At 44.7% G+C, this 14778-nt stretch carries 19 protein-coding genes and 1 riboswitch; of the genes, 13 read left to right on the top strand and 6 right to left on the bottom strand.

Annotated features, from left to right (window positions below; translation table 11 throughout):
• Positions 1-39: 39 nt before the first annotated feature.
• Both ACH33_RS13195 and ACH33_RS13190 read left to right on the top strand, forming a co-directional pair.
• The gene (locus tag ACH33_RS13195) at positions 40-342 is read left to right on the top strand and encodes a 4a-hydroxytetrahydrobiopterin dehydratase (protein ID WP_057900382.1); all 303 of its coding nucleotides are present in this window, start codon (positions 40-42) and stop codon (positions 340-342) included.
• Positions 343-733: 391 nt separating this feature from the next.
• A complete protein-coding gene (locus ACH33_RS13190; RefSeq protein ID WP_139184904.1) occupies positions 734-1519 on the top strand; it encodes a hypothetical protein in 786 nt (261 codons plus the stop codon).
• Here ACH33_RS13190 and ACH33_RS13185 read toward each other — a convergent pair.
• Positions 1516-3030 carry a long-chain-fatty-acid--CoA ligase gene (locus tag ACH33_RS13185; RefSeq protein WP_204244837.1) on the bottom strand — a complete coding sequence of 505 codons (1515 nt, stop codon included), beginning with the start codon at positions 3028-3030 and terminating at the stop codon, positions 1516-1518. The two genes, ACH33_RS13190 and ACH33_RS13185, sit on opposite strands and share 4 nt — an antisense overlap.
• A 146-nt stretch (positions 3031-3176) precedes the next feature.
• Between ACH33_RS13185 and ACH33_RS20460 the strand changes: the two genes are divergently transcribed.
• Positions 3177-3911: a lytic transglycosylase domain-containing protein gene (locus ACH33_RS20460; protein WP_057899449.1), complete on the top strand. Its 735-nt coding sequence runs from the start codon at positions 3177-3179 to the stop codon at positions 3909-3911.
• A 23-nt stretch (positions 3912-3934) separates the two neighbouring features.
• Here the strand turns inward: ACH33_RS20460 and ACH33_RS19425 are convergent, their stop codons facing one another.
• Positions 3935-4081, bottom strand: a complete 147-nt coding sequence (locus ACH33_RS19425) for a hypothetical protein (protein WP_156424077.1) — start codon at positions 4079-4081, stop codon at positions 3935-3937.
• Positions 4082-4164: 83 nt separating this feature from the next.
• Positions 4165-4572: a globin domain-containing protein gene (locus ACH33_RS13175; protein WP_057899447.1), complete on the bottom strand. Its 408-nt coding sequence runs from the start codon at positions 4570-4572 to the stop codon at positions 4165-4167.
• Between the two features lie 344 nt (positions 4573-4916).
• Between ACH33_RS13175 and ACH33_RS13170 the strand changes: the two genes are divergently transcribed.
• Together ACH33_RS13170 and ACH33_RS13165 are read left to right on the top strand one after the other, a co-directional pair.
• Positions 4917-6191, top strand: a complete 1275-nt coding sequence (locus ACH33_RS13170; RefSeq protein ID WP_057899446.1) for a hypothetical protein — start codon at positions 4917-4919, stop codon at positions 6189-6191.
• Between the two features lie 47 nt (positions 6192-6238).
• Positions 6239-6739, top strand: coding sequence for a hypothetical protein (locus tag ACH33_RS13165; RefSeq protein ID WP_162265038.1), 501 nt, complete (start codon positions 6239-6241; stop codon positions 6737-6739).
• 31 nt (positions 6740-6770) lie between these two features.
• Here the strand turns inward: ACH33_RS13165 and ACH33_RS13160 are convergent, their stop codons facing one another.
• Together ACH33_RS13160 and ACH33_RS13155 are read right to left on the bottom strand one after the other, a co-directional pair.
• Positions 6771-7769 carry an inorganic phosphate transporter gene (locus tag ACH33_RS13160; protein WP_057899444.1) on the bottom strand — a complete coding sequence of 333 codons (999 nt, stop codon included), beginning with the start codon at positions 7767-7769 and terminating at the stop codon, positions 6771-6773.
• 16 nt (positions 7770-7785) lie between these two features.
• Positions 7786-8406: a DUF47 domain-containing protein gene (locus tag ACH33_RS13155; RefSeq protein ID WP_057899443.1), complete on the bottom strand. Its 621-nt coding sequence runs from the start codon at positions 8404-8406 to the stop codon at positions 7786-7788.
• A 257-nt stretch (positions 8407-8663) separates the two neighbouring features.
• Here ACH33_RS13155 and ACH33_RS13150 point away from each other — a divergent pair, with 257 nt between their 5' ends.
• From ACH33_RS13150 to ACH33_RS13125, 7 genes are all read left to right on the top strand, one after another.
• Positions 8664-9533 carry a Rossmann-like and DUF2520 domain-containing protein gene (locus tag ACH33_RS13150; protein ID WP_057899442.1) on the top strand — a complete coding sequence of 290 codons (870 nt, stop codon included), beginning with the start codon at positions 8664-8666 and terminating at the stop codon, positions 9531-9533.
• A gap of 71 nt (positions 9534-9604) precedes the next feature.
• Positions 9605-10492: a phosphatase PAP2 family protein gene (locus tag ACH33_RS13145; RefSeq protein WP_057899441.1), complete on the top strand. Its 888-nt coding sequence runs from the start codon at positions 9605-9607 to the stop codon at positions 10490-10492.
• Positions 10493-10604: 112 nt separating this feature from the next.
• A complete protein-coding gene (locus ACH33_RS13140) occupies positions 10605-10829 on the top strand; it encodes a DUF1659 domain-containing protein (RefSeq protein ID WP_057899440.1) in 225 nt (74 codons plus the stop codon).
• Between the two features lie 36 nt (positions 10830-10865).
• Positions 10866-11078: a DUF2922 domain-containing protein gene (locus ACH33_RS13135; RefSeq protein ID WP_057899439.1), complete on the top strand. Its 213-nt coding sequence runs from the start codon at positions 10866-10868 to the stop codon at positions 11076-11078.
• An 11-nt stretch (positions 11079-11089) separates the two neighbouring features.
• On the top strand, positions 11090-11236 hold the full coding sequence (locus ACH33_RS18800; RefSeq protein WP_091259984.1) for a YvrJ family protein: 147 nt from the start codon (positions 11090-11092) through the stop codon (positions 11234-11236).
• A gap of 177 nt (positions 11237-11413) precedes the next feature.
• Positions 11414-11845, top strand: coding sequence for a DUF533 domain-containing protein (locus ACH33_RS13130; RefSeq protein ID WP_057899438.1), 432 nt, complete (start codon positions 11414-11416; stop codon positions 11843-11845).
• Between the two features lie 135 nt (positions 11846-11980).
• Positions 11981-12778, top strand: a complete 798-nt coding sequence (locus ACH33_RS13125; RefSeq protein ID WP_057899437.1) for an enoyl-CoA hydratase-related protein — start codon at positions 11981-11983, stop codon at positions 12776-12778.
• 137 nt (positions 12779-12915) lie between these two features.
• Here the strand turns inward: ACH33_RS13125 and ACH33_RS13120 are convergent, their stop codons facing one another.
• The gene (locus ACH33_RS13120; RefSeq protein WP_057899436.1) at positions 12916-13269 is read right to left on the bottom strand and encodes a hypothetical protein; all 354 of its coding nucleotides are present in this window, start codon (positions 13267-13269) and stop codon (positions 12916-12918) included.
• Positions 13270-13272: 3 nt separating this feature from the next.
• Positions 13273-13399: riboswitch (cyclic di-AMP (ydaO/yuaA leader) on the bottom strand.
• 170 nt (positions 13400-13569) lie between these two features.
• Here ACH33_RS13120 and ACH33_RS13115 point away from each other — a divergent pair.
• Positions 13570-14757 (top strand): hypothetical protein, encoded by a 1188-nt coding sequence (locus ACH33_RS13115; RefSeq protein WP_057899435.1) that lies wholly within the window; start codon positions 13570-13572, stop codon positions 14755-14757.
• The last annotated feature ends 21 nt before the right edge of the window (positions 14758-14778 follow it).

The following is a 14778-nucleotide window of genomic DNA, read 5'->3' as shown; positions in this document are numbered from 1 at the left end:
TAGTGGGCGAAAAATTGGGAAGAAGAAAGGGTGATGAAGATGGCTAAATTATCGCAAGAGCAAATCGAATTGAATCTTTCCAAAATCTTTGGTTGGAACCTGGAAGGCGGCGCGTATATTGAACGAAACATTACGTTCGCGAATTTCCGTGAGGCGCTTGCGTTTGTCAATCGTGTAGGTGAGTTTGCTGAAGACGCAAATCATCATCCTGACATTGACATCCGCTATAACAAGGTCAAATTACGTCTCACCACGCACGACGAAAACGGGCTAACAGGCAAAGACTTTGCGCTTGCACAAAAAATCAATCAGCTCCTCGTATCACGACCGAAAGCGATTTAATTGTACGTAAAAGGTAATTAGAATCATTACAGAAGTAGTGTATTAAACACTACTTCTTTTTTTTGGTTAAAATTCCTTTAATTGTATTGTGTTTTTTCCTCCTTTTTATTTTATTTGGGGAACTATTCTTTTTGGTCCTTAAAGTTTTTGGTATAGTCAACAATTTACTATGTTAAGTAGCGAAAGTATATAGAGATGTACTGGCCACTTCCTGGCTCAACCATATACACAGTGCAACTAAATCTTGATTTAGAGACTTTGCTAGAAGAGATTATGGTTTAAAGATTAGGGAACCATTCATTCAGTTCACTTAACCGTATAGATAGATACCGATTCCTTTTTTATCTGATGTTATATATTCTAAGCGGGTGCGCATATATACAACTAATGAATGTACGAGCGGTTTAAAGGAGCTGAAGCAGGAGTGTGGGTACGCAACATTATCTGGTGTATCTTGCTGCTTGGTATTGTTATGCTTAGCATTTTGCTTTTTTTGTTTGTGATGACTCCCATAACGGATTATCAAGATACGGCTCCTGTGCAATCAATGGAATCGGATCATGGCGAAACGCAAGCGGCAAATGAGGGAAACAAGGCGGTGGAAGGAGAAGAGGGGGGAATCATTGAAACACCCGGACAGCAGGGTGAAGCACTCCATCAGTCCTCTCCTTCCAGTAAACAAAAAACGGAGGCGAATCCCAAACAAGGAAAGACGGTCGTATTGCCTATTCAGGAAGAAAAGCCTACACAAGAGCAGGGGCCGCCTGTGGAGAAAGCCGGCGGTGAACCGGCTGATGGCAGCATGTTGTATCAGATTGGACAGGGAATTGGTTATCTTGCGGTCATTGCTGCTTTGCTTCCATATACACTATTCGCTGTGTTAAGCCGCGGCGGCCGCACAGCATATCGCCGATCTGGCCGCGCGGGCGCTCATGGTTTGTCTTTTCTTTCACAGTTGGCGGTAGCGGTCGCTGCACTCCACGGTGCGATCATGCTAAGGCTGGTAGAGAATTGGAACCGGCATATGCTTGCAGGTGTGTGGCTATTTGTGCTTATCGTTCTTTTTTTTCTGTGTATAAGCATTTATAGCCTGGCTTCTTCGCTGAGAAAAAACAATCCGTTTTCCATACTTATGATTGGAATTTTACTATTGTTTATTATTCATACGATTGGCTAGTGCGGCCGATTGCGCAATTCCTTTTTGAGAATTTTTCCAGTCGCGTTTTTTGGTAACGAATCTACGATTTCTACAAAGCGCGGCATTTTGTAAGCCGCTAGGTGAGGTTTCAGGAAATCAAGCACCGTTCTGCGGTCCAGTGTTTCTCCTTCTTTCGGTACAACGAATGCTTTAACAACCTCGCCTTTTACCGAATCCGAAACGCCAATAACAGCAGCTTCCAGTACAGCGGGATGCTTGTACAATACTTCTTCAATTTCACGTGGATATACGTTCAGTCCGCGCGTAATAATGATATCTTTCTTGCGATCGACGATAAAAATATAACCCTCTTGGTCGATATAGCCGATGTCGCCGGTATGTAGCCAGCCGTCTACAATCGTTTCACTGGTCGCTTTCGGCATATGATAATACCCTTGCATGACATTTGGGCCGCGTACGATAATTTCTCCGCTTTCTCCAGCGCCAAGCTTATTTCCCTTTTCATCCACAATGCGTACTTCCACGCCCGGAAGTGGTTTGCCGATGGAGCCTGGTTTTTTCTCACCGTGCAACGGGTTTAAGCTTACTACTGGCGATGCCTCCGTGAGCCCATATCCTTCTACAAGCGGGATTTTATACTGGTGATTAAATAGGGTAAGCACTTCTACCGGCAGCGGCGAACCACCGGAGATGGCGAAGCGCAAGTCCGGAAATTCCACTTTACCTGATCGCATTGCCTGTGCCAACACAACGTACATTGCCGGTACGCCGCAGAATACGGTTACACGGTTTTGTAGTAAAGATTGTATAATTTCTTTAGGTTGGAACGCCTCATGGATGACAATGGTTGAACCCGCGTACAGCGGAAGTAGGACGGAAGTAGTGAATCCGAACGTGTGGAACATCGGAAGCACACACATAAAGACATCATTTGCGTTCAACTCCAGTAGGCGATTGCATGACGCGGTATTTGCCAGCAAGTTTTCATGGCTCAGCATTGCACCTTTCGGTTTTCCGGTTGTACCCGACGTGTATAGAAGGGTAGATATTGCTTTCGGGTTGACTTCCGTTGCTTCGTCTGGCGTAAGCGCGGCGATGGATGCAGATGTCTCGGCATTGATGACAAATACGCTATGCAGACCAAGCGCTGTTTTTAGTTGCTCGGGAGCTACTTTCAGCTTGGCTAAAATGTTTTCATGGACAAATATCGCTTTCGTATTGGCATTTCCGATAATATATGCAATTTCTTCCATTGTAAGCGTAAGATTAAGTGGTACAACAATCGCCCCAATGTGGGCAATCGCAAAATAGCTGTAGATAAACTCTGGAGTATTGTAGCAGCTAAGCGCTACCACGTCGCCCTTTTTTATGCCGTTTTGCCGCAAATAAGCAGCGTATTGCCGGATATTTTTGTCCAGCTTTTCATAGGTAATTTTTTTATCGTGGTAAATCAAGGCTGTATCGTTGGGCTTAGAATGAGTTAAATAAAAATTTCCGAGATGCAACCCTTTAATTTCATTGATTATCAAATGTTATTCCTCCTTTACCTTTATTCAGTATACATAGGGAACAATGAAGTGTAAAATAGCGTTTTTTCTAAAATTCCTTCTTTATTTATGATGGAAAAACCGGGTAAAATAGAATAAGTATGGAGTGATACGGAAGGGGATGTAGGATGGAAATTGCTTCATCGCAGTGGTTTATGGATGGAGTCATCTTGTCGATGGCTGAGAAAAAACCAAAAATCAAACAAAAGCTAGGAGAAGAAATGCTATCCGGACAATCCGGCACGTTTGCGGATATGCTGGCAGCTGCCGTAAAGGACGAAGCGGCTCTGCTTGCGATGAATCCGGATCGAGAAAGTATGGCACCGGATTTGATAGCGGCGATGATGGCAACGTCTTCACGGGCGACGACGAACATTGGACAATCCGTGGCCGGAGAAATTGCCGGACAGCGTGAAGAATTTACGCCTTTGCCAGCAGCGCTGACAGCACGGGCCGTGCCGATAAATCCATACGGGGGATCGGCAGGACGTGCGGAAATTGAAAGGGTGATTGTTGCGGCCGCTGAGCGGCATGGAGTGCCTGCGAAATTGCTTAGGGCTGTCATCCATCAAGAAAGTGGGTTCAATCCGAATGCGCGTTCCGGGGCAGGTGCGATGGGACTTATGCAGCTTATGCCCCGGACGGCTGCGGCGCTTGGCGTAAAAAATCCGTTTGATATTGAAGAAAACGTGAACGGCGGCGCTCGTTATTTAAAATCGCTGCTGGATCGCTACAACGGTAATATTGAATTGGCGCTTGCCGCTTATAATGCTGGTCCCGGTAATGTGAAGAAGTATGGTGGCATTCCGCCGTTTAAAGAAACGCAGAATTACGTACGCAAAATCACCGCCATGCTTGTATAGTTTGCGAAAAGCAGAAAGGCTCCTTACCGTTCTGTTTCAGAATCGGAAGGGGCCTTTTCTGCTTCAGCGATTTTTAGGCGTTCGGCAAGTTTTGGACTAAACGCCGGGATAAGATAATAACCGAGCGTGATGACTGCAGCTAATCCAACAAGAAACGCTGCAAAATTCATGTACGGTTTACCCCCTTTTCCATAGACGTTTGGTGTTACTGCGGTTTGTCCCATAGCCTGCCCTGGTTTCGTAAAAATATTCATTATAGGGAAGCAAGGTGGTTTGTCGTCTCGTCATCCGGTGAATTCACCATATGATGCGCCACTTGAATCAAACGCTGGTACATATATTCCCGGGCGGGACCTTCCATTCCGATTTCATCCATTGCCTCTTTCATCAATGCAAGCCAGCGTTCCGCACGCTTCGGGGTAATCTGGAACCGCATATGGCGTGCCCGCATCATCGGATGGCCATATACGTTGCTATAGAGCGGTTCTCCGCCTAAAAATTGTGTAAGAAACATGAATTGTTTCTGTGTAGTTAGCGTCAAGTCTTCAGGAAAGATCGGACGCAACAAAGGGTCTTTGGCTACCCGCAGGTAAAAAGCATTTACCAGTTTGCGAATCGTTTCTTCGCCCCCGATGGCTTCGTAAGGAGTTTGTGATATCATCGTTTATTAATCCCTCCAGATGCTCATGCTTTTTTCATTATACATTATTTTATCTGGAACGATAGAAAAAAGCGGTGCTAGATACGATAGCTAAAAAAAGCGCCCCTGTGGCAAGACAGGGGCAAAATAGAGGAGTGGTTATAGCAACAAGATTCCGATTGGCTACGGTTTACGGCTAGCATGACCTACACCCGCTATGACAGTGCCAATAGGAGATTACACATATATTATGCCACAGATTGCATGTGAATCTTGTCATAATTTGGTATTAAATTCCAAAGGAAATGATTCTATTTTTGTCGAATTTGTCAAAAAAGAGGAAAAATAAGAATTTCTATTTTCTTATGGTACATTTATTTCGTATTACAATGGCGAAAATCAGCGGGAAAGGGGAAAGAGACATGGAGAAACAAGCTTTTGCCAAAGCGCTCGTTTCGCTGTCCGATACGGTCGCGCGCCTGTTATTCGCTTTGATGGACAAAAGCAATGTATTAGAACTTTTGTCTGGCAAATTAAGCTTAACGATAGAAAGAGAAGCGGCCAGAGCCAGCGGATGGTCGCGCAACGAATTGCTCCTAAAGCTGTTAATTCGTTTAAATCAGGCCGTGCATAATGAAAAATTATCATACATAACGAAAGAGGATTTTGTGCAAAATACAAATTTTATTGTGCAGCAAGCGATTGAGGAACTTTCGAAATCGGACAAGGAGTTCCAAGGAGAGACATTGCTTGATTTGCTTGTGTACGAAGGCGAAAAGATCGAAACGATTCGGCGCGAAGGGGAAGGAATCCAGGAGACGCTGTGCCCGGACGCGCAGAGTATCGCCATATATGTCCAGCGCCTGCTTGAACCGACGGGCAAAACGTTGCCTGCGTTTTCTGCCCAGCGTTTGCGTGAGAAGTTGCTGCCGTTTGCGCTCTATGTCGTGTTTCTTTGGAACGAGCAATTGACTTCGGAAGAAACAGAGGCTAGGATTCAGAGCTTCTTGCGTTACTGGCAGGAAAAGAAAGGAATTTATGACCACCTTCAGAAAAAAATGAGCGAGCATACGTATGCGATTGAGTTGGAAGAACGTTTGCTGGAACAGAAGACAAGTAATATGAAAGTGCTGCAGCGTCAGCTGGATCAGATCGCTGAAGAAAGAGAAAATATTAAGGCGGCGCTAATGAATCGTATACCGCATGATATTCAAAAATTTGAAGGGATTTTCGGCGGGAAAGCAAAAGTTGTTTGGAACCGGATGGTAGAGCTTGCGGAACGGAGAGAAGAAGAAAAGGATGATGCCCAAGAGGAGGAAGGCTTGCTGCGCAGCCTATGGCACCGAATTGATACGAGCATTAGCGACGCGCAGATGGAACGGGAAACGAAACGGCTTGCGGCGAAACTGGTTGAAGAGATGGTCGCCATGAAGAAGGATATTATTCGGCTTCCGGTTTATTACATGGATCGTATTAAACAAATTCATGATTGCGACGGCAAGATTCAGGAAATTCGGCGCTGGCGTTATCAATTGGAGCAGGAAGTAGAAAAGCACAGAGAAAAAATCCAGCATCATAAAGTGCATCGTTCTACGCTGGAGCAACAAATGAAGCAGTGGGAGAAAGAGCTTTTTCTATAAAAACCGAAGCGGACATGCTTCGGTTTTTTTTGTGACATAAAACCGCAATGGACAAGAATAACATGTACAAGAAGGGAAAAGAGCGGAGGGGGATTGAGTTGAAAAAGAAAATCGGAAAATATTTGATTTTGTATATGTTCATTCTTACCGTTTTTTATCTTGGATTTATGAAATATCAACAGCATGTGGCAGCAAGTTATTTAACGGAATTCCAGGCGTTGCACGGCGAAGAAGTGATTGAACAGATAAGCACTATATATAAAGATATTCTGGAGTATCAGGCAAGGTATAAGTTAACCCCTCAGGTCAGCGCTCAATTGGCACAGAATTTGTTAGTGACAGGAAAGAAGTTGAAGGATGTAGACCAGAAGCTAAAGCAGAAATATCCGCATAGACATGTTGACTTCTCATACTTGTACCAAGATTTATTTCTTGTTGTTAAGCAATTGCAAGATAAAGCGAACGACACGAAACTGGGCATTATGGTTGTGCATGCTGTTGAAGGGTTGGGGAATGTGAAAGTGCAAATATACAGTTGTAAAAAGTAAAATCCCAGCGGTTTTTTCCGCTGGGTGATTGTTATAGAAATAGCGCCACAATTTTATAGAAAATGCCGGCAAGCAGCGCGGAAATTGGCAAAGTAATAATCCACGTGATAACGATCCGTCGAGCTACCCCCCACTTTACACCTTTGACCCTTTTGGCGGCACCTACGCCCATAATAGCCGAAGAAATTACATGGGTCGTGCTAACGGGTAAATGGAGCGCAGTGAATCCAAAGATAATAAGTGCCGAAGATAAATCTGCCGCAGCCCCATTGACCGGTTGCAATTTCATAATTTTTCCGCCGACTGTTTTGATAATTTTCCAGCCGCCAATTGATGTGCCCAGCCCCATAGCGAGTGCAGCGCTAAACCGCACCCACTCCGGGATATCGGTCGTACTCTGAAATCCCCCGGCAATTAACGCTAGCGTAATAATCCCCATCGCTTTCTGTGCATCATTTGTGCCGTGCGAGTATGATTGTAGGGCAGCGGTAAAGATTTGAAAGGTTCGGAATCCCCGGTTCGTTTTGCCAAGATTGAAATTTTTAAATATGATCGCAAACAGAGACATGATGATAAAACCGACTGCTAACGCGATAAATGGCGAAATGACAAGGGATTCAATAATTTTGATAAAACCGCTATAGTTCAGGGCATCAAAACCGGCAGCCGCAATGGCTGCGCCTGCAATAGAACCAATGAGGGCGTGCGAAGAGCTGCTCGGAATTCCATACCACCATGTAATCAGGTTCCAGGCAATCGCCGCCATCAAAGCTGCCAGTACAACGGCAGAACCGTTTTCCAGCGTAAAAGGGTCTACAATTCCTTTTGTTACCGTTTTGGCGACCCCGGTGAATGTAAGCGCGCCAACGAAGTTCATCGTAGCCGCAAGAATAATTGCCACGCGTGGGGAGAGCGCACGTGTCGATACCGAAGTCGCGATTGCATTGGCCGTGTCATGAAATCCGTTAATAAAGTCGAACGCCAACGCGAGACAAACGATCGCAATGATAAGTACCAGTGTTGTATCCATAAAAAAGAGCCTCTCCTTACGCGTTTCGCATGATGATCGTTTCGAGGGTATCGGCTACGTCTTCACAGCTGTCTGAAATGCTTTCAAAGATTTCATACAGCTCTTTATATTGCATAATTTTAATCGGGTCTTTTTCTTTGATAAACAGTTCTTTAATACAGACACGGAGCAATTCGTCGCACTGAGATTCCAAATCGTTGATTTTAATCGCGTGCGGACGGATATCCATCAATTTCTTTTTGTTCAGTAATTTGGTGGATTTAGCTACTTCCTCCGTACTTTCGAGAATTTTTTTGGTAAATTCGATCATGTAGTCATCGGCTTGTGTGATGTTATACATCTCAAAACGTGAAGCACATTGTTCCATGCCATCCAGAATGTCGTCCATCGCGTTCGCTAATTCGAGGATATCTTCTCTTTCCAGCGGGGTAATAAACGTCTTGTTGAGTGCTACAATAATTTCATGAATGTACTTGTCGCCTTTTGTTTCATATTCTTTCATCTTAGTGGCGAATTCTTTTAAATCTTCTTCGTTTTTAATTTTAAAATCAACGAAGTATTTCGCGGAGTCTCTGACATTGTCTGCGATTGTGGAAAGCATCTCCAGGAAAACATCTCGTTTTGCCGAGAAAATCATGCAACAATACCTCCAAAAATTTTTTCATACAAAGTTCATTTTAGCAAATCACGTTGGACATTGAAATCTTAATTAAAAATTTACCGAAAGACAACGTGGATCTTATAAAATTTACATAAACTTTACAAAGTAAAATATGCTTCTGCTTAGATAATAGTTTTTTTTATCAAAAATAACATGGAGATTGTCTTGTTTTTTTGCAGGGATTGCTGCATGCTATATTGAAAAGCAGGCACAATAGGAGGAGAAGAGAAAAAATGGAAACCATCGGCTTTATCGGAGCCGGGAGGCTAGGCACCGCTTTCGGCATTTATTTGGCGCGGCGCGGCAGGAGGGTCGCCGGCTATTATAGCCGCACATACGCGCATGCGCAAAAAGCTTCCGCATTTGTTAGCGAGACATGCCAGGCATTCCAAACAGTGCGTGACCTATTGGAACGCAGCGATTGGATCGCCATTACAACGAATGACGGAGCTATTGAACGTGTAACGGAAGAGATCGTCGATAGCGGAATACATATTGCAGGAAAGTTGATTTTTCATATGAGTGGAGCCGGTACTTCTGAATTATTGGCGCCGCTTACGGCCAAAGGCGCGCTAGTTGCTTCATTGCATCCTCTGCAAACGTTTGCTGATGGAGAATCGGGTGCACGAGCGATGGAGGAGGCAATGTTTAGCATAGAGGGTGAGGCGGCCGCAGTGGAAATGCTGAGCGCCTGGCTGGATGAATTGGGTCGCCGGTATTTTGTGATTGATGCCCGACAGAAGCCGCTGTATCATGCAGCTGCCAGCATCGCTTCCAATGGTCTGGTCGGTGTTATTGATTATGCATTGGAATTAATGAAGCTGGTCGGAATTGAGGAGGAACAGGCATTGCCAGCTCTTGTTCCTCTTATCAAAACGACGGTGCAAAATGTGGCTGAAAAAGGGACAGTTAGGGCACTGACAGGGCCGGTGGCGCGCGGAGATGTGGCAACGGTCGCGACGCATATCACGGCGATTCAAGGGTGCGCTTCTCATTTTGTGCCCGGTTATCGAGCGCTCGGACAGATGACGCTTTCCACAGCTAGGCGCGCGCAATTAAAAGATCAAGAAAAAATCACCGAATTGACGCGTTTATTTGAATAATTTATTTTTAGAGTTGCGCGGTAGATAGTTATAGAGAGAATGCTTAGTTAAGGTAGAAAAGGTGACATAAAATGATGATGCAACGCTTTTGGTTTGTTTTATTTATCGCGCTCCTCGTTTCGTATGAAATTGGCTTTAACAGCTTATTTATTATTTTGCTTTTTCTTCCCCTTACGGTAACGGAGCGTGACATGGAGCGGATACGATGTGCAAACCGCCATCAATGGCTTACGAACACACTTATTCTGCTGCTCATTGTTGGAATGGGCATTATTTCTACATTAATTTTCCAGGCCAATGAACCGTTGCATGCCTGGGCGCAGAAACAGCCGTTTTATTTTGACGCAAATGCATTCATGGCCTCTATTCCCTACAATGACGGATCATTTTTTTGGTTTCGGGAACCAACGGTACATGATCCATTGTATGACGTGTACGTTATTGGGTTTATCGCCGTATATCTTGTATACGCGGTGTATGCGTACATAACGGTGAATCGCCAAACCCTTGTTCGTCTTTTGTTCGTAAACTGGTTCGTGCACGGAATGATCGCCTTGCCGTTTTATTTATTTTTTAACGTGCATGAGGTGTGGTCGATCATGGGACATAACTGGGGTCACGTTCCTTATTCCGTGAAAAACTGTTTTCCGAGTCTGCATACGTCGGTCGCATTCTCTTGCTTGCTTTTGGCTTTGCGTGAGAACAGACGGTTTGCGACTCTGTGGAGCATTTATAGCGTGCTTATTATTTTTACGACGCTGTATTTGCGCATTCATTGGGTATTCGACGTGCTGGGTGGGCTTGTACTTGGCTGGGCGTTGTATCTTGTAGCCGAGCGGCTTGCACCGTTTATTATTGCGCGTTTGGAAGCAAGGGAAATGTTGCGGGCTTCACGCGCGGTAACGCGCGCCATTCCGATTCACGGAGAAAGCAAAGCTATACAGCGGATCAATCGTTAATAAAGAGGGGGCATAAGCCCTCTTTTTTTCTTTTAGATTGTCCCCGTCTGGTAAAGATGCGCGGAATTATAAAGTAGAAAGGCCGACGGGCCGAAGGGAAGGAGGGAGCAAAATGGCAGTAAAAGAAAACGTAAAGGCTATGCAGATGGTATTGTTGTTTGAAGACGGAATGGATGCCAAAGGAGACATGAAAGTAACGAAAAAAACGTATAAGAATTTGGCGCTGACCGTTAGCCAGGAAGACATCTGGGAGGTAGCCAATGCTTTAGGAGCGCTTCAAACTCTGCCACTTGTTGGTGTCTATCAGATCGTAGAGCGCGAATTGATAGAAGCGTAAATCTGGATGTCTAAAAAGGTGAAGGAGGAAGACAAAATGAAAACGCTGGAATTGACGTTCACGATGAGCGGTGGCGGCACCATGCGGATTATAATTCCTAATCCGAAACTGCCGGTAGATTCGGTGGAAGTGGCCCGGGTGATGGACCTTATTGTGGATAAACAGATGTTTGTAACAAAAGCGGGCCATGTGGTCGGAAAGAAAGCTGCACGTTTGCTTGATCAGACCGTATCCTCTATCGTGGTGTAGGAGAAAAAGTGGTGAATGAGTGGGTAGCGTTTATTTCCAATGTCGGATTTCCGGTGACAATTACGCTTTATTTGCTTGTTCGCATTGAAGCAAAATTGGAGCAACTCGCATCCTCCATCACGCAACTGACGCAGACGCTTTACTCAATAAAGGAATAGGTGAAACAAAAGCGGCCCTTCCTCGCAAGCGGCGGGGCCGTTTCTCATGTAGACAAGTCATATTTATCTGGAACGGACGTATATATGACAGAAACGTTACGATTTTCATCACAAATTATGATAAATAAAAGTGTTATAATGTTGGTAAAGCGTTTTCATAAAGGAGGATTAAAATAGATGAAAGAAATAACGGATGCGGCTAGCCATCCGAAACTATATGAAATTCGTTTATTGATTTGTGTGGCGCAAGCAGATGGATACATGGATGAAGAAGAAAAGGAAAGAATTTTTCAGCAAGTAAACCTGGATACATTTACTGTGCGTGAGCGCCAGATCTTCCATGATGATTTGGAAAACCCGAAAGATCCGAAAGCGTTAGCATTAGAGGTAAGTCCTTATCTTACTACACTGGAGAAAATGATGTTGATTCGCAAAATGTTTAAGTTGGCGTCGCTGGACAAGGAAATTGTGTCGGAAGAAATTGCTCTTATCTACTCGATAGGGCAGGCGCTTGGTCTTGCCCTGGATAAAATCAAAGAAATCGAACAGTGGGTAAGGGAAGGGATTGCTTGGATGGCGCGTTGGGAAAACATTGTGACAAACCGTTAAGGAACTTTCGTTGCAAAATATATTTGTTGTGCTATTCATATGATGAGCATTAATAATAGAAGGAAAACGCATACATTTGTCGAACTTTTACTGCAAAAGTGTATGGAAAACGATAGGAAAAGTGAGGGCAAATGCATGAATAATGAAGGAGCGGCAAAATCGAAAGTACTGATGGAAAAAGAGGGACACCTTGCATTTGTAACACTGAATCGTCCCGATGAATTGAATTGCTTTGATTATGAAACGCTCACGCAACTTGAGCAAACTCTTGATCAGATCCGCTTTGACAGGGACATCCGTGCCGTCATTTTCACTGGGGCTGGAGAGCGTTCGTTCAGCACGGGTGCGGATCTGAAAGAAAGACGGACAATGAGCGAAGCGCAGGTACGCCAGTTTATCCATAAAATTCGCTTCGTGTTCGATATGGTAGAAGAGCTTCCCCAGCCGACCATCGCCGCGATTAACGGCTTTTGTTTCGGCGGCGGCTTTGAAATGGCGCTAGCCTGCGATTTTCGTTATGCGGTCGACTCAGCGAAGCTTGGCATGACAGAAGTAAGTTGGGCGATTATTCCGGGCGCAGGCGGGACGCAGCGCCTGCCCCGCCTTATCGGAAAAGGCAAAGCAAAAGAACTGATTTTGACAGCGCGTAAAATCGATGCGGCAACAGCTGAATCGCTCGGCATTCTTAACGGAGTGACAACGCGTGAGGGACTTATTCCTAAATGCCGGGAACTGGCGGAAGAAATAATGCAGAATGGGCCGCTCGCCGTTATTCAGGCGAAATATGCTATCAACTACGGGACGGAAGTTGATTTGAAAACCGGCTTGAAAATTGAAACGAAAGCTTATGAAACGATTATTCCGACTAAAGATCGCGTGGAAGCGCTCAATGCTTTCAGCGAAAAGCGCAAGCCGCAGTTCAGAGGAGAATAGTGAGAGGATGAGAAGACAAAAAACAGACTATAGCGAGGTATCAATCTCGTTATGGTTTGTTTTCTATCAGGCGTGTTGATTAGTCAATTTTAGCAGCATTTAGTTTGACACCCTGCTGTAAAAGCAGGGTGCGTATATTATTTAGTCACAGTAATAATTTTGTTGTAGTGGCCTGGTCGCGCATAGTCCGGTTCGCAGAGAATGACTATGCTTTTGTCATCTTCATATACTGAACTCACTTCCATTGTCCCGATGCTTTGCGTATTAATATCGAGGTAGAAATGCAAGCATTGGTGTTTATTTCCCATAATTTCGGCTGATACTTTTTTTAGAATTCCTTTCATTTCTTTCTTCTCTTGGTTTGTTTCCACTGTTACAGTCACTTTTTTCCCTATCAAAGCGGACAAGCATTTTTTAGCATCAGTTTGTAGTTCTTCCAGTGACTTTGCTTTATTTTCCCTCTTCAATACACTCCTGAAAAAGCTGACCATAATTCCTCTCCTTAACTTTGCCTACGAGGTTAGCTGACGGGTTCGGACACAAGGCAATGCCCTACACCAGAGGTGATTCACCCCTATTATATGGGTCCCCCGCTCCTTTCGGATTCGGCGATTGAATCATGATTGGATTATAATAAAGCACAGGCACGATTGTTGTCAATTAGATTTTTAGCGTGCACGGATTACGTGCTTTTGATGCTTTTCGTGTCGTTTTTTTCCCAGTAAAATAGTGTAGGAAAAAAAGAAAAGCGTGTCGAATACGTTGAGGAAAAGGCAACAGGAGGATGAAGCATGGTCAGACAATTCCTGCGCAAAGTATTTGCAGGACGAAAGCAGAAAGAACACGAAAGTGAGTGCGTGGATGCGGAACGGACGGGCGAGATACCTTGGGAAGAGCTAGCGGAGGAAAGTGCTTCTCTACCTAATTCGGGGGAAAATGAACATGGTTCAAACAGAGCGTTGGAACGACGTGATGAGCCGCAAATATATGTTATTACCCGGGAAAAAATTGAGCATCACAGTTATAAACAAATCGCTCGTATAGTGGAAGACATTTTAGGACAAATTGAGCTGGGGTTACGTCGAGAAGGTCGGCTGCAACTGCGTCTCTCTCCAGAACTGATGGCAGAAGCGGATGAATTTTTAGGCAAACGCATCGGAAAATACATTGAAGGGGCGGAGAGAGAAACCTATGATGCGACCGCATTTTTTGATTGGACAGATGAGGAGACGGCACAGATTTACCGGACGTTCGTGCTTCCTTCTCACCCGGAAAAACAGCGAACGTTTATGCAGAGCCGATTTGTGATGATTTATGATACGTGCGAGGCGCTTGGATGGGATGCTCGTGAACGGGCTACAGCGTTTGCCGAAGCCATTGGCTGGGAATTGGACGAAGCGGATTGGCGCCGTTTTGAAGAATGGTTGAAGATGATGTCGGAACGTATTGCGATGGAAGAAAAGCAGGCGGAGATAGGGGGGGAACCGGAGCGCGCAGAAGAGGAAGAAGAGCTGGCAGAAGATAATGAGTTCGCCCATATTACGCCCATCCAAATTTCGCGCGAAGAGGTTGAGCAGGAGGATATTTCAAAACTGGTTACTTTTTTTGACGAAGTGTTGCAAGACAAAGAACGGATTCGCCAGAAAAAGGCAGGACTTGTGTTTTCATTTTACGGTTTTTCCGGCGAACTGGAAGATGTTATGCAGAATGAAGCGGTGAACGCCTGGGCAAGTCGCCTTGTTGAACAATATCCGTACGTGTTTTATTTTCTTAATGACGAATACGTGCCGATGACGCGATTCGTTACTTCTATGGTGGTGACTTCGAGCGTTAACGGGGATGAAATTGTATTTAACGAGGAAGAACTGGAAAAGTTTATCGCATTTATCCGTGAGGCGCTTGCTCGTTTGGCGGAATGGACGGGAGAGAACCCGAATCTCATCATTCAGGAGTTTGAACAGAAATTGTTTTGGACATAGGAATGTCGCTTTTGGAACGAA

The organism is Aneurinibacillus sp. XH2 (assembly GCF_001439585.2).
GTDB classification, from domain to species: domain Bacteria; phylum Bacillota; class Bacilli; order Aneurinibacillales; family Aneurinibacillaceae; genus Aneurinibacillus; species Aneurinibacillus thermoaerophilus.
This window is presented reverse-complemented; position numbering and strand designations above follow the sequence as displayed.